A 20,120-nucleotide genomic window follows, 5' to 3' on the forward strand; every position below is an offset into this window, starting at 1 on the left:
CTTGTGTCGGACAAATCCTAGCAGCCGATTGCCTACCCGGCAATGGGCTGGACAGGGCGTATCCGGCTCAGGCGCCTGCCTCTGCCGCAATCTCCGCGCGCGACTTCCGCCCGCGCTCCGTGGCCGATTTCAACTGCCCGCAGGCGGCCATGATATCCTCGCCGCGCGGGGTGCGGATCGGGCTGGCATAGCCCGCCTTGTAGATGATGTCGGCGAAGGCGTGGATGCGGTTGTTGCTGGATCGCTTGTAAGGCGCGCCGGGCCATTCATTGAAGGGGATCAGGTTGATCTTGGCAGGGATGCCCCGGATCAGTTCGATCAGGCGATGGGCGTCGTCGTCGCTGTCGTTCACGCCAGCCAGCATCACATATTCAAAGGTGATCCGCTCGCTGTTAGACAACCGCGGATAATCACGCAACGCGTCAAGCAGCGCGGCAATGTTCCAGCGCTTGTTGATTGGCACCAGAACGTTGCGGACTTCGTCGGTGGTGGCGTGGAAGCTGACGGCAAGCTGGCAGCCGATCTCCTCGGCGGTCCGGGCGATCTCGGGGACTACGCCGCTGGTGGACAGGGTGATGCGGCGGCGCGACAGGGACAACCCCTCGTTGTCCATGCAGACGCGCATCGCGTCGCGCACGGCGTCAAAGTTGTACAAAGGCTCTCCCATGCCCATCAGAACAATGTTGCTGACAAGGCGGGTTTCGTCCTTGGGGGCACCGGGAACCGGCCATTCGCCCAGATCGTCGCGGGCCAGCATCAACTGCCCGACGATCTCGCCTGCGGTCAGGTTGCGCACCAGCTTCTGCGTGCCGGTGTGGCAGAAGGAACAGGTCAGCGTGCAACCGACCTGGCTGGACACGCACAAGGTGCCCCGACCTTCCTCGGGGATATAGACCGTCTCGACCTCGTGGCCGCCGGCGATGCGGACCAGGTACTTGCGCGTCCCGTCCTCGCTGATCTGACGGGTCACGATCTCGGGCAGCACGATCTCGAACCGGTCCGCCAGCAGGGCGCGGTAATCCTTGGCCAGGTTGCTCATCGCGGCAAAATTGCGCACGCCCCAATGGTAAACCCATTGCCACACCTGGCCCACGCGCATCTTGGCCTGCTTTTCCGGCGTGCCCGCGTCAATCAGCGCCTGGCGCAATTGATCGCGCGTCAGCCCGACGATGTTCACCCGCCCGGTATCCGGCAGCTTGCGGGGAAGGGTCAGGACATCGGGCGTGAGGGGCGCGTTCATGGGACTTCCGGTGTTATGCGAAGACCCGCAGATAAGCAAAACGAGGCCGAAAATCAACCGGCCTCGCCTTTGCCTTGGTCCAAATATCCCGGGGGAGTCCCGAAGGGACGGGGGCAGCGCCCCCAACCCTTACTGACAGCGCGACCGCGCCGTGTTCGTGGCCGCCGTGATTCCCGCCAGGCTGAACGTGTCCTTTGTCACGGTGCCGCGCGATGACCGCCCGGTAATGACCGCGTTCGTGCCGCCGCGCAGGGCGGCAATCAGCTTTTCATCCTCGGACGCGCTGCCGGTCCAGGCGCTTTCGCCTTCGGTGAACAGGTTGAACTTGGTCCCGCCGATATCGACCTCGACCGTGCTGTCGGGGGCGAAGGGATAGCCGCCGCTGAAAGACACCTCGCCGTTGCCGCCCCGATACGCGACATACAGGCGGATGTCGCCGCGCGTCACCTCTCTCGGGGCGCCGTTCGCGTCGGTGTTCTGCGTGGCCTTGGGCGGGGAGACTGCCCAGCATTCCTTGGGATTTTCCGCCGCAAAGACCGTCCAGTCGCCTTCGGTGGCAACGACATTGGTCGATTCCTGTGCCGCTGCGGATCCAAGTCCGGCGATCAGGACAAGGGCGGCGGTCACGCCGCGCAGCGTGGTGTTGGTCATGCTCTGGCCTCCTGCCATGGGTTTCGCCACATCAGGGGCGTTCTTTCCCGATTGCTGTGGTCTTTTCAACCGTTCGCGGTCACGATAGCCAAAATCATTGCGCAAGAAAGAGCGCAAGGCAGGAAATCGCGCAATTGTCAGGGGGGACAGGCGATGCGTTCGGCCGAATTGATCGAATTGTGGCGCGGCGGGCAACGCGAAAGCCTGCATTCCGGCCATGCCGTTATCTGCGACACCAAGGGTGTGGTCGAGGCCTGGGGCTGTCCAAGCGAAATCATCTTTTCCCGCTCGTCCTGCAAGATGATCCAGGCACTGCCCCTGATCGAAAGCGGCGCGGCCGATGCCGCCGGGCTGACCGACCGGCAGCTTGCGCTTGCCTGCGCCAGCCACAGCGGCGCGCGGATGCACGTGGACGCCGTGGACCAGTGGCTGCACGCATTGGACTTGGGCGAATCCCACCTTCGCTGCGGCTGCCATATGCCGAGCGACCGCGATGAAAACCGCCGCCTGACCTGCGGGGACGAGGCACCCGGCCAGTTGCACAACAACTGTTCGGGCAAGCACGCGGGTTTCCTGACGCTGAATCGCCACCTCGGTGGCGGGACCGAGTATGTCGAACCGGACCATCCCGTCCAGCAGGCCGTGAAAGCCGCGTTCGAGGAGGTGACGGGTGAATCCAGCCCGGGCTATGGCATCGACGGCTGTTCGGCCCCGAACTGGTCCTGTTCGCTGGCGGGCCTGGGCCGTGCCATGGCGGCCTTTGCCGATCCGGCCGACGACGGGCGGGGCCGGGCCATGCGGCGGCTGGTCGATGCCATGCGCGCCCATCCCGAAATGGTTGCAGGCGAAGGCCGCGCCTGCACGGTCCTGATGCGCGCCAGCGGTGGCCGCGTCGCCACAAAGACCGGGGCCGAGGCCGTTTTTGTCGCCATCCTGCCCGATCAGGGCCTGGGCGTGGCCTTGAAGGTGACGGATGGCGGCACCCGCGCCGCCGAGGCTGCCATTACCGCCTTGCTGGTCCATCTTGGCGTGCTCGAGCGGAATCACCCGGCGGTGGGCCGGTTCCTGACCGACCCGATCCGCAACTGGCGCGGCATCGTCACCGGGGAAATGCGGACCGCCCCCGGCTTTCCCGCCTAGATCATCTGCCAGATCAGCCGCAGCGCAAGCGCCAAGGATGTCGCCACCAGCAGCGGCTTGATCAGCCGCGCGCCAATCCGCGTGGCCAGCCGCGCGCCCAGCATCGCGCCCACGATTTGCGCCCCACCCATCACGATCCCCACCAGCCACAAGGGCTGCCCAAACAGCGCAAAAGCCGCAAGCCCCCCCAGATTCGAGGCAAAGTTCAGCAGCTTGGTATGCGCCGTGGCTTTCAGCACGCCGTATCCCGCCAGCGTGACAAAGGCGATCATATAGAACGAACCGGCCCCCGGTCCCAGGACCCCGTCATAAAACCCGACCAGCGGCACCGCCGTCAGGGCAAATGCTGCGGGTGCCACGCGCTGCACCCGGTCCAGGTCGTTTAGCCCCGGCTTCAGTGCAAAGAACGCAGCGATGGCGATGAGGATCACCGGCAGGATCAGCCGCAGATCGTCGGTCGGAAGATAGCTGACCAAAGCCGCCCCCAGGGCGCCTGCCGCCCCCGCAATCAATGCCGATTTCCACTGGCTTCGCAGATCGACCAAGCCGCGCGAGGCATAGCTGACCGCCGCCGTCGCCGCGCCAAAGACACCCTGCACCTTGTTCGTGGCAAGCGCCTGCGCCGGCGGGATCCCCGCCAGCATCAGCGCAGGCAGCGTGATCAGCCCGCCGCCGCCGGCGATCGAATCGATAAAGCCGGCAGCGAAGCCAGCAAAGGCGAGAAGCAGGAAAAGGTCCAGGGAAAGGTCGATCATGGCCGCGCCATGCGCCTTTGACAGGGGTTTGTAAAGACTGGGGGTTTCACACCCCCAGACCCCCGTGGGATATTTGGACCAAGGCAAGGGCAAGAGCAGCACAGGTTCGTCGAGTGGACCAACAGGTTGCGCCCCTTCTTCAGGCGTTTCAGGGCGGAACCGCCTGCAATGTTGTTCGAGATCTATCCCGGACTTCGCAGTAACCAGCCATGCTGTTGGTGCTGTTGGCGGAAAGGCCCGCCATCCTCGGCTGCCACTTCGCCCTGTCCATGCCGGATCGGATCGGTGCGCTGAAGGGGCAGGCTGTTGGCAACTACCCCCTCGGTCGCAGAAAGGCAGGCGATCATGGACCGCATTGCTGCCTGTGCCCGGTCTGTGGCGGAAACGGTTCAGGCGATCAGTCCGTGACGAAATCCTTGGCGGAATAACCCTGCAAGTACAGCAGCGATGTCAGGTCGCCGTTGTTGATGCGGATCTGCGCCTGCGCGGCGACCGAGGGCTTGGCGTGCAGCGCAACACCCGTCCCGGCAAGCTGGATCATGCCCAAGTCGTTGGCGCCGTCGCCCACGGCAATCACATCGGCAGGCGTCAGGCCGCGCGCCTTGGCGATCTGGATCAGCGCCTCGACCTTGGCCTCGCGGCCCAGGATCGGCATCCCGACCCGTCCGGTCAGCAAGCCGCCCTCGGCCACCAGGGTATTGGCACGGTGTTCGTCAAAACCCAGCCTGTCGGCAACTGCTTCCGTAAAGGCCGTGAACCCGCCCGAGACAAGCGCCGCATAGCCGCCGTTCGCGCGCATTGTCGCCACAAGTTCCGCCCCGCCCGAGGTCATGGTGATCCGCGAGGCCAGCACATCCGCGATCACACTGTCCTTCAGCCCGCTCAGCAGCCCGACGCGTTCGGTCAGTGCGCTGTCGAAATCCAGTTCGCCATTCATGGCCCGTGCCGTAATGTCGGCCACGCGCGGTCCAACGCCCGCCATGTCGGCCAATTCATCGATGCATTCCTGCCCGATCATGGTCGAATCCATGTCGGCCAGCAGGATCGCCTTGCGGCGACCCTGGGCCGGTTGGATCGCCAGATCCAGGGTTTGCCGCTGCATATCGGCCCAGGCATCCTGAAAGTCGGCAGGCTGGGTTGCCACGTCGAATTCCGCAGCGATGGCGGGGTTCAGCCAGCGGATCGGTTCGCCCCCCCAGCGGGCGGCCAAGCCCTCGGCCACGGCTTGGGTCAGGTTGGCGCGCAGGGGCGATGCGATCAGCGAAACGGTGAACATGGGCCGCAACTCCTTTGCGCGGCGGTCTAGGCCAAAGTGGCGGGCTGCGCCAGAGGCGGGCGGCGGATGCCAAGGAACGGGCCGTCGCCTGCCGCATCGATTCGGGCGATGGCGTCGGGGATGGATTCGACAATCACCGCCATGGCAAAGGCGGTGGCATGGATCATCCGGCCGGGCGACATCGCCAGGGCCACGTGACCCGGCCAGAACAGCAGATCGCCCCTTCGGATTTCGTTTGCCACCGGAAAGGCAGCGCGCTGCAGGTCGCTGTCGCCTGGGCAGGGGATGTCGCAGGCCGTCAGCGCCGCCTGGACCAGGCCCGAACAGTCAATGCCCGCACGGCTGTTGCCCCCCCACAGATAGGGCGTGCCGGACAGGCTTTCCGCGACCGGCACCGGATCGGTGGCGGGCTGGTCGCCGATATGCTGCACAGGAACGAAGCCGCCGGTCGCAAGACGGGCGAACCCCCCTTCGACCCCCGTGACCGAAAGGCGGGCGCCCAGGGACAGGCTGACAATCTGCGGCTGCTTCATGTCGGGGGCGGGATAGACATGGGTGGCAGGGGCGGTTACCCGATGCGTGATCGGCGGCAGGTCATGGCCCAGCGAGGAGGCCGCCAGCCAGCCGCAATAGCCGTCCAGATCCGTTTGCACGAAACACCACTCGCTCCGCGTCTCGATCACCGTCACGTCGGCGCCGAAATTCACCTGCCGGTCACGGCGCCCGTCGGGTGCGGTCATCAGGTCGGCCAGGGGCACGACCAGCCGCGCGGCATTGCCAGGCGTATAGGCGGGGCGTTCCAGCACCCCTGCCAGGCATTCCAACGCGATCCGGTCGGTTGCCGGGGTCAGGCGGCGGTCCAGCGTCATGGCAAGATCTGCGGCAATGCGGCCAGGATCGCCCGTGCCCCCTGGCCCACGCCCCCCTTGGGCCTGCCGGGGGCCAGGACCGGCTGCCAGCCATAGATGTCCATGTGGACATAGCGCCCAACGCCTTCCGCGAAGCGGCGCAGGAACAGAGCGGCGGTGATCGACCCCGCCATCCCGCCCGAGGGGGCGTTGTCCAGATCTGCAATCGAGGGTTCTATCTGCGATTCGTAGCCGTCCCAGAAGGGCATCCGCCACAACGGATCGCGCACGGCCATTGCGGCACGCGACAGCGCATCGGCGGTGGCATCGTCGTCGCAATAAAAAGGCGGCAGGTCCGGCCCAAGCGCCACGCGAGCGGCGCCTGTCAGCGTCGCCAGCGAGATCATCAGGTCGGGGCTTTCCTCGGCCCCCAAGGCCAAAGCATCGGCCAGGATCAACCGGCCCTCGGCGTCGGTGTTGTTCACCTCGACCGTCAGGCCCTTGCGGCTGGTCAACACGTCGCCTGGCCGGAATGAGCTGGCCGAAACGCTGTTTTCCACGACCGGCAGCAGCAGCCGGATCCGCATCCGGTCCGCAGCGCCGGTCAGCGCCAGCATCTTCAGAAGGCCAAGCGCGGTGGCCGCCCCGCCCATGTCCTTTTTCATCAGCAGCATGGATGCCGAGGGCTTGATGTCCAGCCCGCCGGTATCAAAGCAGACACCCTTGCCGACGACCGTCAAGCGCGGGCCTATGTCGCCCAGTCGGATGTCAATCAGGCGCGGCGCCTGTTCGGCCGCGCGCCCGACCGTGTGGATCATCGGCAGGTTGGCGTCCAGCAGGTCCGGCCCGGTCGTGACCGTGACGCTTGCGCCCACCTCCTTGGCCAGGGCGCGGGCGGCGTCTTCCAGATCAATCGGTCCCATGTCGTTGGCAGGGGTGTTGATCAGGTCGCGGGTCAGGAACTCTCCTGCCGCCTGTGCATGGATCCGGGCGGCATCCGCACCCTGGGGGCAGGAAAACTGCGGGCCGGAATAAGGTGTCCCCTTGTACCGGGTAAAGCGATACTGGCCCAGCAGCAGCGCCAAGGCAGCCTCATCCGGGTCAAGGCCGTCGGGCAGGATCGCGCGCCATGTTCCCGGTGGCAAGGCCGTGGCATGGGACAGGGCAAAGCGGTGGCGGGGGGCGGTCGTTCGATCCCCCAGGCCCAGCAAGGCCCCCGCAAGCCCGCCCGAAGGATTGGGCAGCAGGCAGATTTCCCCCATCTTTCCCGAAAATCCGCTGGCGCCCGGCCAGGGACCGGCCTGGTCGACCAGGGGGTCGCCCTTCCACACCCCCCACAGCGGCAGGGCATCGGCGGAGTCGGGGGCAAAATCGGGGATCATGGGCCTGTCCTTGGTCTGTCGAACGCCAGACTACAAGTTGGGCGCGCGCCCGCAAGCCCGGCTCAGGCAAGCTGGCTGCGGTCCCAGATCGCCGTCAGGGACCGGTTGCCCACCCGCATCAGCCGGGCATGGACCGCGGCAATGGCAACCCGATCGCGCTTGTCCGCGCAGGCCCCCAGATCCATCGCCACGCCCGCAAGCGACAACAGCCCGATCTGCCAGGCCAGCCGGGCCAGCAGGTCGCATTGGCGCGCGCCCTCGGGCAGGTCGCTTGCGCGAATGGCCTTGTCGGCGGCGGTCAGGGCGGCTGCCAGTTGTTCCAGGGCCAGGCCGATGACGTTCTGCGCCGCCGTTTCGCCCAGTTCGGTCACGATGTCGCCCAGGCGGCGGGAATCGACCCGAACCGGCTCTGATACGGCCAACGCCATGATTTGTGCCATCTGCCTTAACCCTTGTCTTCCTGAACGTCCGGTCTGTGCAAGATGACCGTCTGCGGTGAAGAAAGGCTTGATGGCGCCAAAAGAAACCTCTCGAATTTGTTTCAATCTCCGCCTATCAAGCGGCGTGATGACAAGGGTGAGCCATGCATAACATTCGTCCTTTGCCGCAATATCTGGCAGGCCGCTTTCACGGCTGGAAGGCCACGTCCTATGCCGAAAACAGCGCCTGGTATCGACGCCTGGCCACCGACGGGCAGCGCCCGCGCGCCATGGTGATTTCCTGCTGCGACTCGCGCGTCCACGTCACCAGCATCTTTGGCGCGGATACGGGCGAATTCTTCATCCATCGCAACATCGCGAACCTTGTGCCGCCCTATGCCCCGGACGGGTTGCAGCACGGCACCTCGGCGGCGGTGGAATATGCGGTGCAGGCCTTGAAGGTCGCGCATCTGATCGTGGTGGGCCATACCATGTGCGGCGGCGTGGCGGGCTGTCATGCGATGTGTTCCGGCCATGCCCCCGAACTGGAGGAAAAGACCAGCTTCGTCGGCCGCTGGATGGACATCCTGCGCCCCGGCTATGACCGGGTGAAGGATCTGCCCGAGGACCAGCAGGTTGCCGCCCTGGAACGCGAGGCGGTGCTGGTATCGATCGAGAACCTGATGACATTCCCCTTTGTCCGCACGGCGGTCGAGGCGGGGCAGATGTCGATCCACGGCCTTGTCCACGACATCAGCGAGGGCACGTTGTTCCAGGCGCTTGAGGGCGGGAAAACCTGGGCGACCATCTGACAGGGCGCCCGGCGTTCAGGCGTCGGGCTTCCAGCGGATCACGCGCCAGACATACAGCGCAATGATGCCTACCACGACCGCCGTGGAGACCGGGTTGATCCAGTGCTCGACCCGTTCATACTGGTCTTCCAGCAGATAGCCCGCAAGCGCCAGCCCGCCAGACCAGATGAAGCTGCCAAGGGCGGTGAACAACAGGAACTGCGCCTGCAGCATCCGCTCGATCCCGGCGGGGATCGAGATCAGCGTGCGCACGGTGGGGACAAAGCGCCCAAGGAACACGATCTTGCGGCCATGGCGTTGAAACCATCCCTCGGCCGCTTCGAATTCCGACAGGGTCAGGGTCAGCCAGCGGCCATGGCGCGCGATCAGGCGGCGCAGCCGGTGCGCCCCAAAGGCGCGACCGACCAGATACCACAGATAGGCCCCCGCAAGCGATCCCAGGCCACCGGCCAGGACCGCCAGCCACAGGGGCGTGCCGCCGCGGGCGGCGTTGAAGCCCGCCAGCGGCATGATCAATTCGGACGGGATTGGCGGAAAGACGTTTTCCAGCAGCATCAGGGCGGCGATGGCCCAGGCCCCGCCGCTGTCCAGAAAACCCGTGATCCAGTCGAACACCGGGTCAGCCCTTTTTCAGGACGCGGTTGCCCAGCAGTTCCGCGATCTGCACGGCGTTCAGGGCGGCGCCCTTGCGCAGGTTGTCGCTGACGCACCACAGGTTCAGGCCGTTTTCCACCGTCACGTCCTGGCGGATGCGGCTGATGAAGGTCGCGAACTCGCCCACGCATTCGACCGGGGTCGTGTATCCGCCCGGTTCGCGCTTGTCGACGACCAGAATGCCCGGCGCCTCGCGCAGGATGTCGCGGGCCTCGTCCTCGTCCAGGAAGTCCTCGAACTCGATGTTGATGGATTCCGAATGTCCGACAAAGACCGGCACGCGCACGCAGGTGGCCGTGACCTTGACCTTGGGGTCGAGGATCTTCTTCGTCTCGGCCACCATCTTCCATTCTTCCTTGGTGTCGCCGCTGTCCAGGAAGACGTCGATCTGCGGGATCACGTTGAAGGCGATCTGCTTGGAAAACTTCTTGGGGGCGACTTCCTGACCCGGCACATACATGCCCTTGGTCTGGTTCCACAATTCGTCCATGCCATCCTTGCCCGCGCCCGACACGGACTGATAGGTGCTGACCACGACCCGCTTGATGCGCGCGCGGTCGTGCAGTGGCTTCAACGCCACCACCATCTGCGCGGTGGAACAGTTGGGGTTCGCGATGATGTTCTTGTTCTTGTAATCGTGGATCGCATCCGGGTTCACCTCGGGCACGATCAGCGGGATCTGGGGGTCATAGCGATAAAGCGACGAATTGTCGATCACGATGCAACCCGCCGCCGCCGCCTTGGGCGCATGGATTTTCGTCGCATCCGACCCGATGGCGAACAGCGCGATGTCCCAGCCGGTCCAGTCGAACTGCTCGATGTCCTTCACCTTGAGGGTCTTGTCGCCAAAGCTGACCTCGGTGCCCTGCGACCGGCGCGAGGCCAGCGCGGCAATCTCGTCCACGGGGAACATGCGTTCCTCCAGGATGTTCAGCATTTCGCGGCCCACATTCCCCGTGGCGCCGGCGACGACGACTTTATAGCCCATCTGAGGGGGACTCCTTTTCTGGCGGTCAGGGGCGTTTAGCGCATGGGTGGACCAAGGGGAAGGGGGCGCCGCCGCACCGCCCCGGGTAACGCCAATGTCATCAAGGACCCGGCCAAAGCGCGATACCCTTGCGACAGGATCGTCATGCACACGAGGCTTGCCATGCGCCACGGCTTCAAGGGGATCGTCGCCGGACTGATGGTGCTGGCCGCGCCGGTGGCCGCGCATCACGGCTGGTCCTGGGCCGAGGGCGACCAGGTTCGGCTGGACGGCCTGATCGAGGGGGTGTCGATGAACCCGCCCCATCCCAGCCTGCGGGTCCGGGCGGCGGATGGCACGGTCTGGTTCGTCGAACTGGGCAATCCGGGCCGGACGGCGCGGTCGGGCTTTGACGGGGATACTGCCAGCATCGGCGATGCGGTCACGGTGATCGGCAACCGCGACCGCGATCCCGCCGAGGCGCATATGAAGGCGGTGCGCATCGTGATCGACGGCCGGAACTATGACATGTATCCCGAACGCATCCAGGCCGACTGACAGCTGATGGAGCTTGCGGCCTGGATCGAAGCCTCGGGCCTGGCGCGGATGCTGCGCGGGTCGGGCGATCTGTACATGGTGCTGAACGCGCTGCATATCCTGGGGATCGGGCTGCTGCTGGGCGCGATCCTGCCGCTGGATCTGCGGATCCTGGGGGTTCTGCGCGGCCCGTCCTTGCCGGTGATCGGACCGTTCCTGTCGCGGATGGCGGGCATCGGGTTGGGACTGGCGGTCCTGACGGGCGCCTGCCTGTGGTCGGTCAGTGCGGCCGAGTATCTGGGCAACGCGGCCTTTCGCTGGAAACTGGTCCTGCTGGCCGTGGCCTTGGGCAATGTCGTCCTGATGCACAGGCTGGGATGGGAACAGATGATCGCCACGGGGCGGCCCGGCCCGGCCGCCCGGATCCTGGCCGCCCTGTCGGCGGTGATCTGGCCCGGCGTGCTGCTGGCCGGGCGTTGGATCGGGTTTCTTTAGATCAGGCTCAGCCGCCCATCGCTGCGCCGCAAATCCGCAACCCAGGCCGCTTCGGCGCCGAAGTCATGGGGCACCTGATCGGCGGTGCGGCGGCCCGACAGGCTTTGGCTGGCGAAGAAGTCAAAGCCGTAAAGGGTCAGGCTGCAAAGGCCGGACCGCAGCAACAGGTCGATCATCATCGCCCCGGTGGTGGGCGGCGCGGCAAGGCGGTCCTTCAAGGCCAGATGATCGGCCAGCGGATGCAGATAAAAGCCGTCGCCCTGCGCGATGCGATAGCCCAGGCGCTTGCGCTTGGGCGACATCCACAGGATCCGCCGGGGCGCGATGCGGGCCAGATCCTCATCGGACAGCCGCACGGCCAGGGCCAGCCAGTCGGTGCGGGTGCCATGGCTGCCGGGCGCGGGCTGGGGGGCGCGGTTGATGCGGATGACGACATCGGCGGCGTCGATGGCCGCGCCCTGTGCGCTGTCGGCCAGCGACCGGGCATTGCCGACCAAGGCAACCGACTTGCCGTCCAGATCAGCCAGCAGATCGGCCTGGGGAACGGACAGGGCTTGCAGCGCAGCTTCATCGCGCAGCGTCCGGGCGGCATAAAAGCGCAGCTTGTTCATGGCCGGGCCAGCAGGTCGTTGTAAATGGCGACCAAGGCGCGGGCCTCGCCCTCGATGGCATGGTTGGTGGCAACGTGATCGCGCGCGGCCCGGCCCGCGGCATCGCGCGCGGCGGGATCGTCCAGCCAGTGCCGCAATGCCTCGGTCAGCGCCTCCCCATCGTCAGCGGGCACCAGGCTGCCGGTCACGCCGTCGCGGATCAGGGTTTCATAGGCACCAACGCGGGCGGCCACGGTGGGAACGCCGCAGGCCATCGCCTCCAGCGGCGTCAGGCCAAAGCCTTCCCAGCGGGCAGGGGCCGCGAACAGATCGAGCGCCTGGTAATGCCGCACAACCTGGTCCCAGGGCAATTCCCCCAGGAAACGGATGCGGTCCCCCAGGCCCGCTGCCGCGCTTTCAGCCAGCAACCCCTCGGCAAAGGCGCGGTTGTCCGGCGTGATGCGCCCGGTAAAGACGATCTGCACGCGCGGCCTGTCGGGCAGCAGCCGCAGCCCTGCGCGGACCAGCAGATCGACGCCCTTCTGCGCGCGAACCCGGCCGAAGCAGCCGATCAGCACCGCATCGGGGTCAAGGCCAAGGGCGCGGCGCAACGCGGCCCGGTCGGCGGGCGGCTGGAACACCTTGGTATCCACCCCATGCATCACCACCGTGGCGCGCCGGTCCAGATAGCCTGCGGCCTTGTCGGATGTGGCGACAAGCGCATCCTGCTGCCCGATCAGCCACTTGGTAAAGCCGGTGTGGCGGCGTTGGGCAGCGGATGTGAACATCAGCCGGTATTTTCGCCGCAGCACCCGCCGCAGCACCAGTCCCAGGGCCATTTCCGTGTTGCGCCGGGCGTGCCAGACGCGCCAGCGGTCGCGCGGCATCAGGGCGGCGCGGGCCAACGGGATATGCGGCACATCCGGCGGCAGGCCGGGACCGGTCGCGCGGATCGCGATCATCCGTGCCTGGACCGGGATCAGCCGGACTACGGTCGCAGTGACGCCCGACAAGCGGCGCTTGAGGTTGGGGGCGATGACCAGCGGGTCAGTCATCGGATCAGGCATTGCGGGCCTCGGGCGTCAGGAAATACAGGGCGAAGCCGATGGCAAGCGGGATCAGGAAGAACAGGAACAGCATCGCGAAGGCCTGCGGCGGGGGAAAGGCCCCGGACGCCGCTTGGAAGACCGGGCGCGAGGCGAACTGCATCACCCCCACCCCACCGATGGAAATCATGTTCAGGAATGTCACCCCCCGCCCGACCAGATGATCGGGCAGGAAGGACCGCCCATGCGCCATCAGCAGGACGTATCCCGCCCCTGACAGCCCGATCAGCGCCAGCAACGCCACGGCCAGGCGCAGGCCGGGATCCGGGTTCAGGACCAGGAACCCCATCACCACCAGCGTGGCGCCGGTAAAGATCAGCACCGTCCGGCGCAGGCTGCCCACCAGCCGCACGGCGGGGGCCACCAGGAAATTGCCCAGGATCATGGCCACGCCCATGGCAAGGGTCGCCCGCCCGATCACGACGGCATCCGCGTCGAAGACACGTTCCAGATAAGGCGCGGCCCAAAGCCCTCGGATCGCGCCCGAGGCCGCGTAGTTCACGAAGAACAGCGGCAGGATGAACCACAGGGCGCGCAGGCGCAGAACCTCGGCCAGGGATCCCTGCGGATGATCTGTGCCCAGCTTCGCAGGATCGCGCACGGTGCCCGCGATCAGCAGCGCCACGCCGACCGTGGCAAGGCCCAGGCCCGCAATGCTGGCACGCCAGCCCAGGGTCTCGATCGCCCAGACCAGCGGCGTCGCGCCCAGGATGTTGCCGAGCGAGCCGAACCCCACGATCATCCCCGCCAGGGCGCCAAAGGCCGCGGCGGAGTATTCGCGCGCGATGATGTAATAGGATCCCATCAGGGCCGGCGCGCAGCCCACGCCCAGCAGCGCCATCGCAAGATGCAGGTGCCAGGGCGCCTGGGCTAAGGCAAAGACCGCAGCCCCCGCGCCCCCCGCGCCCCCCAGCAGCAGGGCCACCGTCAGGCGCGGCCCGATCCGGTCCAGCATCCGCCCGACCGGGATTTGCATCGCCGCGAATGTGGCGAACCACAGCCCTGACGACAGCGCCAGATCGCCGGGCATGGCCCCCAGTTCCGTGCCCAGGACCGGCGTCAGCACTGCCAGAAAGGCGCGATAGAACTGGCTGAGGACATAGGCCAGCACCAGGCTGACAATGCCCACGGATAGGACTGGCATTCGCGGCGTTCCCCCCTGGCGGTTCGGGCGCAGGCTGGGCCATCGCCGCGAAAGGTGCAAGACGTGCAATTGCCCGCCTGCGTCAACTTGACCAGCCCCAGCGGGGGGGCTAGCACCGGACGCGATGCCGCGACCAAGGACCGGAGGAACCATGTCCGACAGCTATTCGCTTCTCATCCTGCCCGGCGACGGGATCGGTCCCGAGGTCATGGCCGAGGTGGTCAAGGTCATCGACTGGTTTGGGGCCAATCGCGGGATGTCCTTCGACATCAGCGAAGGTCTGGTCGGCGGCGCTTCCTATGACGCGCATGGCACGCCTTTGACGGACGAAACGATGGCAAGGGCGCAGGCGGTAGACGCGGTGCTGCTGGGCGCGGTCGGCGGGCCGAAATACGACGTGCTGGATTTCAGCATGAAACCCGAACGCGGCCTGCTGCGCCTGCGCAAGGAGATGGACCTTTACGCCAACCTGCGCCCGGCCCAGTGCTTTGACGCGCTTGCCGATTTCAGCAGCCTCAAGCGTGACGTGGTGGCGGGCCTGGACATCCTGATCGTGCGCGAACTGACCAGCGGGGTCTATTTCGGCGAACCGCGCGGCATCCATTCGGACGACAACAACCCCGACAACGAAGGCGGGCGCGTGGGCATCAACACGCAGCGCTATACCAGCGGAGAGATCCGGCGCGTTGCCCGGTCGGCCTTTGAACTGGCCCGGCGGCGGGGCAACAAGGTCTGTTCGATGGAAAAGGCCAATGTGATGGAATCCGGCATCCTCTGGCGCGAGGAAGTCCAGTGGGTCCATGACAACGAATATCCCGACGTGGACCTGACCCATATGTATGCCGACAATGGCGCGATGCAGCTTGTGCGCAACCCGCGCCAGTTCGACGTGATCGTGACCGACAACCTGTTCGGCGATCTGCTGTCGGACGCCGCCGCGATGCTGACCGGCAGCCTGGGAATGCTGCCCTCTGCCTCCTTGGGCGCGCCCATGGCGAATGGCCGCCCCAAGGCGATGTACGAACCCGTCCACGGATCGGCACCCGACATCGCAGGGCAGGGCCGCGCCAACCCGATCGCCTGCATCCTGTCCTTTGCGATGGCCCTGCGCTATTCCTTCGATGAAGGGCAGGCGGCCTCCGATCTGGAACGCGCGGTCGAACGGGTGCTGGCCGATGGCGTGCGCACGGCCGACCTGATGGGACCGGAAGGCGGCACCCCCGTCACCACGTCCCAGATGGGCGATCGCATCGTCGCGGCCCTGTCCCAGGGCTGATGGAGTCCGCATCGAACGTCCGCGGAGCGGCCCTGGCCTTGCTGGCCATGGGCATCTATGCGACGCATGACGTGGTCATCAAGGTGCTGGGGGCGCAGTATCCCGCATTGCAGGTGCTGTTCTTTTCCTCGCTTCTGTCCTTTCCGCTGGTCACGCTGATCGTCATGCGCGACCCCACCCCCGGCACGTTGCGCCCGGCCAATCCCGGCTGGGTGGCGCTGCGCACCGCCATGGGCGTGGTCGCGGGAATGGGCAGTTTCCTGGCCTTCTCGCATCTGCCGCTGGCACAGGTTTATGCGATCCTGTTCGCCGCCCCCCTGCTGGTGACGATCCTGTCGATCCCGATCCTGGGGGAACGGGTGGGGCCGCATCGCTGGGCCGCCGTGGTGATCGGCCTTCTGGGCGTGCTGATCGTGCTGCGCCCGGGTGCGCAGGCCTTGGAATGGGGGCATCTGGCGGCGCTTGCCTCGGCCATCGCATCGGCGACGACCGCCGTCATCCTGCGCAAGCTGGGTCGGGCCGAACGTCCGCTGGTTCTGCTGATGTGGCCGATGCTGGGCAACTTCGTGGCCACCGGTGCGTCCCTGACACTGGCTTACCGCCCGATGGATCTGCCGGATCTGGCCCTTGCCGGGGTGATTGCCTGCCTTGGGCTTGTGGCGGGCTTCCTGCTGATCCTGGCCTATCGCGCGGGCGAGGCCGCGATCGTCGCCCCCATGCAATATTCCCAGATCCTGTGGGCCACCGCCTATGGCTGGTTCCTGTTCGACGAGGTTCTGGACGCCCCCACCGTCCTGGGCGCCACGGTTATCATCGGGTCGGGCATCTATATCGTCTGGCGCGAAGGGCGGGGCGGCAATTCCGCCAACCGCCCGGTGATCGCGTCCCGCATCCGGGCGGAAACGGTGACGGCGCCGCGCATCTCGCTGCTGCAAAGAATATGGCCGCCGCGTCCCTGACGGGGCTTGCAATCCGCCCCGCCTCGCGCTACCTGCCCCACCTACGGTCGGAGCGTAGCGCAGCCTGGTAGCGCACCTGCTTCGGGAGCAGGGGGTCGGAGGTTCGAATCCTCTCGCTCCGACCAATTTTCCCCGAATTTCGTTTCAGGCTTGGCCGATCAGAAGCATGACCAGCGGGATCGTCACGATGCTGGCGGTGGTCGATATCAGGATCGCGGCGGAAACCCGTTGCTGCGCCACGCCGAAATATTGCGCCAGGATATAGACATTGCCCGCCACCGGCAGGGCTGCGGCGGCAACCATCACGCCGGCGGCAAAGGGTTCCACGCGCAGACCCCAGGCCGCCAGACCCACGGCCAGGGGATGGATGACCAGCTTGGCAAAGGACAGCCATCCCGACGCCGCCAGCCGCCCGATCCGCCTCCCGGCAAGGCTGGCGCCGATGGCGAACAGCGCGCCAGGGGTGGCGGCGGCCCCCAGCATGACCAGGAATTCATCCAGGGGACCGGGCAGGGGCAGGCGCATCTGCGCCCAGGCCAGGCCCGCTACCATCGACAGGATCATCGGATTGGCGACGATGCCCCGCCCGATCGGGACCACCGTGGCAAGACGCAGCCCGCCACTGCGGCCCGCATGGATGATCAGGGTGATCAGTGTCGAAAACACCAGCATGTCGATGGTCAGAACCATCAGCACCGGCCCTACGGCCCGTTCGCCCAAAAGCACGACCAGCATCGGCACGCCCAGAAAGCCCGTGTTGCCGATCATGCAGCACTGCGCCTCCATCGCGGAATCGGACAAGGGCAGGCCGCGGACGCGGGCGGCGGCCATGCCGACCAGCCAGACCGCAAGGGATCCGGCCAGATAGGCGCCTGCGAACCGCGCATCGAACAACGCTGCCAGATCCAGCCGGGCGGCAAAGCGGAACAGCATTGCCGACAGAGCGAAATAGAAGACGAACTTTGTCAGCCACACCGCCCCTTCCTGGGGAAAAAGCCGCGTCCGTGCCGCCAGCCACCCGAGGCCAATCAGCCCGAAAAAGGGCAGCGTCTTCAGGAATACGGCAAGCATGCCTTCTTCTTCACTCAAATATCCTCGGGGGGTGAGGCCGCGATGGCGGCCGAGGGGGCGGAAGGCCCCCTTTCGACGGTGAATTCATGAACCCCGCCGCCAATGTCGCGCTGCCCGACCAGCCGGTGCCCCGAGCCCTCGCAGAAATGCGGCACATCCACCAGGGCCATGGCGTCAGAGGCCCACAGCCGCACCCGCGCGCCCGGCGGCCGGTCCCCCAGCAGCTTGCGCAGCCGCAAGACCGGCAGCGGGCACAGCAACCCGCGCGCGTCGATCACCGGATCTTCGGTCACTGGACGCCCGTAACCTGATCCAGGCACCATTCGGCCAGGGCGCTTGGCGGGATGCGCTGTCCCATTCCCTCGCGGAATCGGTCAAAGTCGGCGCGCTGTTCAGGGGGCACGTGCAAAAGGACCGGCACGTCCTGGGCCAGGGCTTGCGCGATCACGCTGCGAAAGCCCCGGCCGATGGCTTCCTGCCTGCCGAACTTGGGCAGGATCAGCAATTCGGCACCCGCCAGCCGTGCCTCGACACGCGCCGCCGCCATTTCCAGGGCGCCGGGATCCAGCCGGCACCCGGACGATCCGCTGCCCAGTGACTGGGAAATGCGGATCGGCGCGTCTTCCTCGCCAATCACCAGCACGTCCATGTCGCAGGCGCAATCCGCGCCCAGGTCCGTATTGCGCTGGACGGCGCCCGCCAGCCGCAGCCCGGCATCGGCAAGACCTGTTGCCAGCCGTGCCAGGATCCGGTCGGCTTCCCCGTCAGGGGCGTCGTCTTCCAGGCTGAACCATCCCAGCATCGCCGTCATACCCCGCTGTCCAAGGCGAATTTCATCAGCCCGTTGATGCCGTCCACGCCCAGCTTCTTTTTCAAGGAGGATGAGGTGTTGGCTGCCGTCTTGTAGCTGACGTCCAGCTCGTCCGCGATGGCTTGCAGGCCAAGCCCCCGGCCGATCAGCGCCAGCACCTGCCGTTCCCGGTCCGACAACGCGCCCAGAGGATCGGCGGATGCCCCCACCCGCAGCGTTGCCAGCGCCATCGCGTGCTTGGGCGACAGATAGAATTCGCCCCCTTCCAGCATCCGCACGGCGTCCCGAAAATCGGCAGGCGGCGCGTTCTTGGACAGGAATCCTTGCGCACCTGCCTGCAAGGCCCGGGCGGCAAAACCGGTCTGGTCGTTCATCGAAAAGACCAGGATGCGTGCATCGGGCGCGGCGTCGCGCAAGGGTGTCACCAGATCCAGCCCGCCCCGCCCCGGCAGGCTGATGTCCAGGACGATCAGGTCGGGCGCATCTCCGCCGGACAGTTGCGCCAGGGCATCCTCGCCCGACATGGCTTGGCCGATCCGCTCATAGCCCAGTTCGCGCAAAAGGCGGTTCGCGCCCAGGTGGGTGATGGGGTGATCGTCGATGACAAGCGCGGATTTCATCGTGATGTCGAACCTTCATTCCGGCTGCTGCAAGGGCAGGCTGGCGCTGATGGTGGTCCCCCCCGACCCCGAGGACAAGGACAAATCGCCGCCCAGAAGCGTGATCCGTTCGCGCATCCCGGTCAAGCCGGTGCCTTCCCGACTGTCCGGCGCCATCCCACCCCCGTCGTCGGACAGCACGATCCGCCAATGCGCGGGATCTGTCCACAGACGCACCGTCACGCGGTCGGCCCCCGCATGGCGCAGGGCGTTGGTGGTGCCTTCCTGCACGATGCGGAACAAGGTCAGGGCGGTCGCCTCGTCCGGCTCGGCCAGGCCAGGAGCCAGGTCCAGGTCAATGTCCAGGTCCGGAAAGCGCCGCCCCAGATCGGCCACGTAATCGGAAAGCACTGTCGCGAGCGGCAGCTGGCCGATGGCGGCAGGCCGCAGGTCGCCCAGCAGCGCGCGGTTCACGCGGGCAATTTCCTCGGCGATGTCGGCAATGGCCTGGGCATGGGCGGCGATGGCGGGGGTGGCCGCCGCCTCGCGCAGGGCATCGGCCTCGACCCGCAGGCCGAACAGACAGGGGCCCATCTCGTCATGCAGGTCGCGGGCCACGGCCTTGCGTTCCTCGTCCCCGCGCGTGACCACGCGGCGTTGCAGCCGGGCGCGGTCCGCCTGGGCCTGTTGCAGGGCCTGGGCCAGATCGTCCACACCCGCGGCAATGGGGATCAGGTCGCGCTGCGCCACAGGGCCGACCCGCGCCGACAAATCCCCCCGGCGCAGGTCGGCCAGGCGGCTGGCGATCGTCGTGACCGGGCGCAGCGCCTGTCGGGTGGCCAGCAGGATCAGCAGCCCTTGAACCACCGAAGCCAGGGCGGCCAGGCCCAGAAAGGCCGACAGGTTCCGCCAGGCCAGGGCAATTTCGGCCTCGGGGTCGGTGGCGATGAAGACATAGCCGCGCGGGCGGCCCTCGATCACCACGGGCAGCCGGGTTTCCAGCAGATTCGGCGCGACCAGGGCCGCGAACCATACGGGTGCGGGGGCCTGGGCCTGCGTCGGCGCGCGGGCGCGGCGCACCACGCCGTCCAGGACATCGACGGTTCCCAGCGTCACATGGCGCGGCACCACCAGCCGTTCAGGCAAAAGCTGCATGATCCGGTCGGGCGGCACCGCCCCATGCATGGTGCCCACCGTCGCCAGCACCAGGGCGCGCGCGGTTTCCACCGCCAGACGCGTTTCGGCGGCGATGTCGCGGCGCGCGCCCTCCAGGCTGGCAAACGCCAGAGCCGCGAACAACGCCGCCTGAACGGCCAAGATCACCAGAAGAATGCGCTGCGTCAGGCTGATGCGGGTCATGGTCCGCAGATTGGCCCAGGGCCGAAGGG

23 protein-coding genes and 1 tRNA gene are annotated in these 20,120 nt (G+C 66.7%); 7 read left to right on the forward strand and 17 right to left on the reverse strand.

The window, feature by feature from the left end; translation table 11 throughout:
• Positions 1-67: 67 nt before the first annotated feature.
• Together rlmN and Q5701_RS12255 are read right to left on the reverse strand one after the other, a co-directional pair.
• Positions 68-1,240 carry a dual-specificity RNA methyltransferase RlmN gene (rlmN, locus tag Q5701_RS12250; protein ID WP_306751275.1) on the reverse strand — a complete coding sequence of 391 codons (1,173 nt, stop codon included), beginning with the start codon at positions 1,238-1,240 and terminating at the stop codon, positions 68-70.
• A gap of 129 nt (positions 1,241-1,369) precedes the next feature.
• Entirely contained in the window at positions 1,370-1,891 is a 522-nt protein-coding gene (locus Q5701_RS12255; protein ID WP_234854250.1) for an invasion associated locus B family protein, read from the reverse strand.
• Between the two features lie 153 nt (positions 1,892-2,044).
• Here Q5701_RS12255 and Q5701_RS12260 point away from each other — a divergent pair, with 153 nt between their 5' ends.
• Complete coding sequence (locus Q5701_RS12260; protein WP_306751276.1) at positions 2,045-3,031, forward strand: asparaginase; 987 nt, start codon at positions 2,045-2,047, stop codon at positions 3,029-3,031.
• Here Q5701_RS12260 and Q5701_RS12265 read toward each other — a convergent pair.
• The 5 genes from Q5701_RS12265 to Q5701_RS12285 all read right to left on the reverse strand — a co-directional run bounded on the left by Q5701_RS12265 (position 3,028) and on the right by Q5701_RS12285 (position 7,732).
• Complete coding sequence (locus Q5701_RS12265; RefSeq protein WP_306751277.1) at positions 3,028-3,786, reverse strand: TSUP family transporter; 759 nt, start codon at positions 3,784-3,786, stop codon at positions 3,028-3,030. The genes Q5701_RS12260 and Q5701_RS12265 overlap by 4 nt on opposite strands.
• A gap of 397 nt (positions 3,787-4,183) precedes the next feature.
• The gene (gene serB / locus Q5701_RS12270) at positions 4,184-5,062 is read right to left on the reverse strand and encodes a phosphoserine phosphatase SerB (protein WP_306751278.1); all 879 of its coding nucleotides are present in this window, start codon (positions 5,060-5,062) and stop codon (positions 4,184-4,186) included.
• A gap of 26 nt (positions 5,063-5,088) precedes the next feature.
• Positions 5,089-5,931, reverse strand: coding sequence for a C40 family peptidase (locus Q5701_RS12275; protein ID WP_306751279.1), 843 nt, complete (start codon positions 5,929-5,931; stop codon positions 5,089-5,091).
• A complete protein-coding gene (locus tag Q5701_RS12280) occupies positions 5,928-7,292 on the reverse strand; it encodes a leucyl aminopeptidase family protein (RefSeq protein WP_306751280.1) in 1,365 nt (454 codons plus the stop codon). Before Q5701_RS12280 ends, Q5701_RS12275 begins: the two co-directional genes overlap by 4 nt.
• Positions 7,293-7,354: 62 nt before the next feature.
• The gene (locus tag Q5701_RS12285; protein ID WP_234854242.1) at positions 7,355-7,732 is read right to left on the reverse strand and encodes a hypothetical protein; all 378 of its coding nucleotides are present in this window, start codon (positions 7,730-7,732) and stop codon (positions 7,355-7,357) included.
• 143 nt (positions 7,733-7,875) lie between these two features.
• Between Q5701_RS12285 and Q5701_RS12290 the strand changes: the two genes are divergently transcribed.
• Complete coding sequence (locus Q5701_RS12290; protein WP_234854241.1) at positions 7,876-8,523, forward strand: carbonic anhydrase; 648 nt, start codon at positions 7,876-7,878, stop codon at positions 8,521-8,523.
• A gap of 15 nt (positions 8,524-8,538) precedes the next feature.
• On the opposite strand, the gene Q5701_RS12295 is transcribed toward Q5701_RS12290, so the two are convergent.
• Positions 8,539-9,138, reverse strand: coding sequence for a DedA family protein (locus Q5701_RS12295; RefSeq protein WP_306751282.1), 600 nt, complete (start codon positions 9,136-9,138; stop codon positions 8,539-8,541).
• Positions 9,139-9,142: 4 nt separating this feature from the next.
• Positions 9,143-10,165: an aspartate-semialdehyde dehydrogenase gene (locus tag Q5701_RS12300; RefSeq protein ID WP_306751283.1), complete on the reverse strand. Its 1,023-nt coding sequence runs from the start codon at positions 10,163-10,165 to the stop codon at positions 9,143-9,145.
• 144 nt (positions 10,166-10,309) lie between these two features.
• Between Q5701_RS12300 and Q5701_RS12305 the strand changes: the two genes are divergently transcribed.
• Positions 10,310-10,702 (forward strand): DUF6152 family protein, encoded by a 393-nt coding sequence (locus Q5701_RS12305; protein ID WP_306751284.1) that lies wholly within the window; start codon positions 10,310-10,312, stop codon positions 10,700-10,702.
• Positions 10,703-10,708: 6 nt separating this feature from the next.
• On the forward strand, positions 10,709-11,176 hold the full coding sequence (locus Q5701_RS12310) for a DUF2214 domain-containing protein (RefSeq protein ID WP_306751285.1): 468 nt from the start codon (positions 10,709-10,711) through the stop codon (positions 11,174-11,176).
• Here Q5701_RS12310 and Q5701_RS12315 read toward each other — a convergent pair.
• From Q5701_RS12315 to Q5701_RS12325, 3 genes are read right to left on the reverse strand one after another with little or no spacing between them, the layout of a single operon-like run.
• Entirely contained in the window at positions 11,173-11,787 is a 615-nt protein-coding gene (locus tag Q5701_RS12315; protein WP_306751286.1) for a glycosyltransferase family 29 protein, read from the reverse strand. The genes Q5701_RS12310 and Q5701_RS12315 overlap by 4 nt on opposite strands.
• Positions 11,784-12,821 (reverse strand): glycosyltransferase family 4 protein, encoded by a 1,038-nt coding sequence (locus tag Q5701_RS12320; RefSeq protein WP_306751288.1) that lies wholly within the window; start codon positions 12,819-12,821, stop codon positions 11,784-11,786. Before Q5701_RS12320 ends, Q5701_RS12315 begins: the two co-directional genes overlap by 4 nt.
• Positions 12,822-12,825: 4 nt before the next feature.
• Positions 12,826-14,016 (reverse strand): MFS transporter, encoded by a 1,191-nt coding sequence (locus tag Q5701_RS12325; RefSeq protein WP_306751290.1) that lies wholly within the window; start codon positions 14,014-14,016, stop codon positions 12,826-12,828.
• Positions 14,017-14,167: 151 nt separating this feature from the next.
• Between Q5701_RS12325 and leuB the strand changes: the two genes are divergently transcribed.
• The 3 genes from leuB (at position 14,168) to Q5701_RS12340 (ending at position 16,376) form a co-directional block, all read left to right on the forward strand.
• Positions 14,168-15,292 carry a 3-isopropylmalate dehydrogenase gene (leuB, locus tag Q5701_RS12330; RefSeq protein ID WP_306751292.1) on the forward strand — a complete coding sequence of 375 codons (1,125 nt, stop codon included), beginning with the start codon at positions 14,168-14,170 and terminating at the stop codon, positions 15,290-15,292.
• The gene (locus Q5701_RS12335) at positions 15,292-16,251 is read left to right on the forward strand and encodes a DMT family transporter (protein WP_306751293.1); all 960 of its coding nucleotides are present in this window, start codon (positions 15,292-15,294) and stop codon (positions 16,249-16,251) included. Before leuB ends, Q5701_RS12335 begins: the two co-directional genes overlap by 1 nt.
• 48 nt (positions 16,252-16,299) lie before the next feature.
• Positions 16,300-16,376 (forward strand) — tRNA-Pro (locus Q5701_RS12340).
• Positions 16,377-16,395: 19 nt separating this feature from the next.
• On the opposite strand, the gene Q5701_RS12345 is transcribed toward Q5701_RS12340, so the two are convergent.
• The 5 genes from Q5701_RS12345 to Q5701_RS12365 are packed head-to-tail and all read right to left on the reverse strand — an operon-like array spanning position 16,396 to position 20,091.
• Entirely contained in the window at positions 16,396-17,322 is a 927-nt protein-coding gene (locus Q5701_RS12345) for an AEC family transporter (protein ID WP_234854229.1), read from the reverse strand.
• A gap of 14 nt (positions 17,323-17,336) precedes the next feature.
• A complete protein-coding gene (locus Q5701_RS12350) occupies positions 17,337-17,615 on the reverse strand; it encodes a sulfurtransferase TusA family protein (protein ID WP_306751294.1) in 279 nt (92 codons plus the stop codon).
• Complete coding sequence (locus Q5701_RS12355; protein WP_306751295.1) at positions 17,612-18,124, reverse strand: DUF2478 domain-containing protein; 513 nt, start codon at positions 18,122-18,124, stop codon at positions 17,612-17,614. The genes Q5701_RS12350 and Q5701_RS12355 overlap by 4 nt, the downstream gene beginning before the upstream one ends.
• 5 nt (positions 18,125-18,129) lie before the next feature.
• Complete coding sequence (locus tag Q5701_RS12360; RefSeq protein WP_306751296.1) at positions 18,130-18,753, reverse strand: response regulator; 624 nt, start codon at positions 18,751-18,753, stop codon at positions 18,130-18,132.
• A gap of 15 nt (positions 18,754-18,768) precedes the next feature.
• A complete protein-coding gene (locus Q5701_RS12365) occupies positions 18,769-20,091 on the reverse strand; it encodes an ATP-binding protein (protein WP_306751297.1) in 1,323 nt (440 codons plus the stop codon).
• Positions 20,092-20,120: the final 29 nt, after the last annotated feature.

The sequence above is a fragment of the Paracoccus actinidiae genome (assembly GCF_030863885.1).
Lineage (GTDB): Bacteria > Pseudomonadota > Alphaproteobacteria > Rhodobacterales > Rhodobacteraceae > Paracoccus > Paracoccus everestensis.

Excerpts from the sequence above, each read along its gene's own strand:
- rlmN (WP_306751275.1), bottom strand. The coding sequence starts at position 1,240 with ATGAACGCGCCCCTCACGCCCGATGTCCTGACCCTTCCCCGCAAGCTG.
- Q5701_RS12255 (WP_234854250.1), bottom strand. The coding sequence starts at position 1,891 with ATGACCAACACCACGCTGCGCGGCGTGACCGCCGCCCTTGTCCTGATC.
- Q5701_RS12260 (WP_306751276.1), top strand. The coding sequence starts at position 2,045 with ATGCGTTCGGCCGAATTGATCGAATTGTGGCGCGGCGGGCAACGCGAA.
- Q5701_RS12265 (WP_306751277.1), bottom strand. The coding sequence starts at position 3,786 with ATGATCGACCTTTCCCTGGACCTTTTCCTGCTTCTCGCCTTTGCTGGC.
- serB (WP_306751278.1), bottom strand. The coding sequence starts at position 5,062 with ATGTTCACCGTTTCGCTGATCGCATCGCCCCTGCGCGCCAACCTGACC.
- Q5701_RS12275 (WP_306751279.1), bottom strand. The coding sequence starts at position 5,931 with ATGACGCTGGACCGCCGCCTGACCCCGGCAACCGACCGGATCGCGTTG.
- Q5701_RS12280 (WP_306751280.1), bottom strand. The coding sequence starts at position 7,292 with ATGATCCCCGATTTTGCCCCCGACTCCGCCGATGCCCTGCCGCTGTGG.
- Q5701_RS12285 (WP_234854242.1), bottom strand. The coding sequence starts at position 7,732 with ATGGCACAAATCATGGCGTTGGCCGTATCAGAGCCGGTTCGGGTCGAT.
- Q5701_RS12290 (WP_234854241.1), top strand. The coding sequence starts at position 7,876 with ATGCATAACATTCGTCCTTTGCCGCAATATCTGGCAGGCCGCTTTCAC.
- Q5701_RS12300 (WP_306751283.1), bottom strand. The coding sequence starts at position 10,165 with ATGGGCTATAAAGTCGTCGTCGCCGGCGCCACGGGGAATGTGGGCCGC.
- Q5701_RS12305 (WP_306751284.1), top strand. The coding sequence starts at position 10,310 with ATGCACACGAGGCTTGCCATGCGCCACGGCTTCAAGGGGATCGTCGCC.
- Q5701_RS12310 (WP_306751285.1), top strand. The coding sequence starts at position 10,709 with ATGGAGCTTGCGGCCTGGATCGAAGCCTCGGGCCTGGCGCGGATGCTG.
- Q5701_RS12315 (WP_306751286.1), bottom strand. The coding sequence starts at position 11,787 with ATGAACAAGCTGCGCTTTTATGCCGCCCGGACGCTGCGCGATGAAGCT.
- Q5701_RS12320 (WP_306751288.1), bottom strand. The coding sequence starts at position 12,821 with ATGACTGACCCGCTGGTCATCGCCCCCAACCTCAAGCGCCGCTTGTCG.
- Q5701_RS12325 (WP_306751290.1), bottom strand. The coding sequence starts at position 14,016 with ATGCCAGTCCTATCCGTGGGCATTGTCAGCCTGGTGCTGGCCTATGTC.
- leuB (WP_306751292.1), top strand. The coding sequence starts at position 14,168 with ATGTCCGACAGCTATTCGCTTCTCATCCTGCCCGGCGACGGGATCGGT.
- Q5701_RS12335 (WP_306751293.1), top strand. The coding sequence starts at position 15,292 with ATGGAGTCCGCATCGAACGTCCGCGGAGCGGCCCTGGCCTTGCTGGCC.
- Q5701_RS12345 (WP_234854229.1), bottom strand. The coding sequence starts at position 17,322 with ATGCTTGCCGTATTCCTGAAGACGCTGCCCTTTTTCGGGCTGATTGGC.
- Q5701_RS12355 (WP_306751295.1), bottom strand. The coding sequence starts at position 18,124 with ATGCTGGGATGGTTCAGCCTGGAAGACGACGCCCCTGACGGGGAAGCC.
- Q5701_RS12360 (WP_306751296.1), bottom strand. The coding sequence starts at position 18,753 with ATGAAATCCGCGCTTGTCATCGACGATCACCCCATCACCCACCTGGGC.
- Q5701_RS12365 (WP_306751297.1), bottom strand. The coding sequence starts at position 20,091 with ATGACCCGCATCAGCCTGACGCAGCGCATTCTTCTGGTGATCTTGGCC.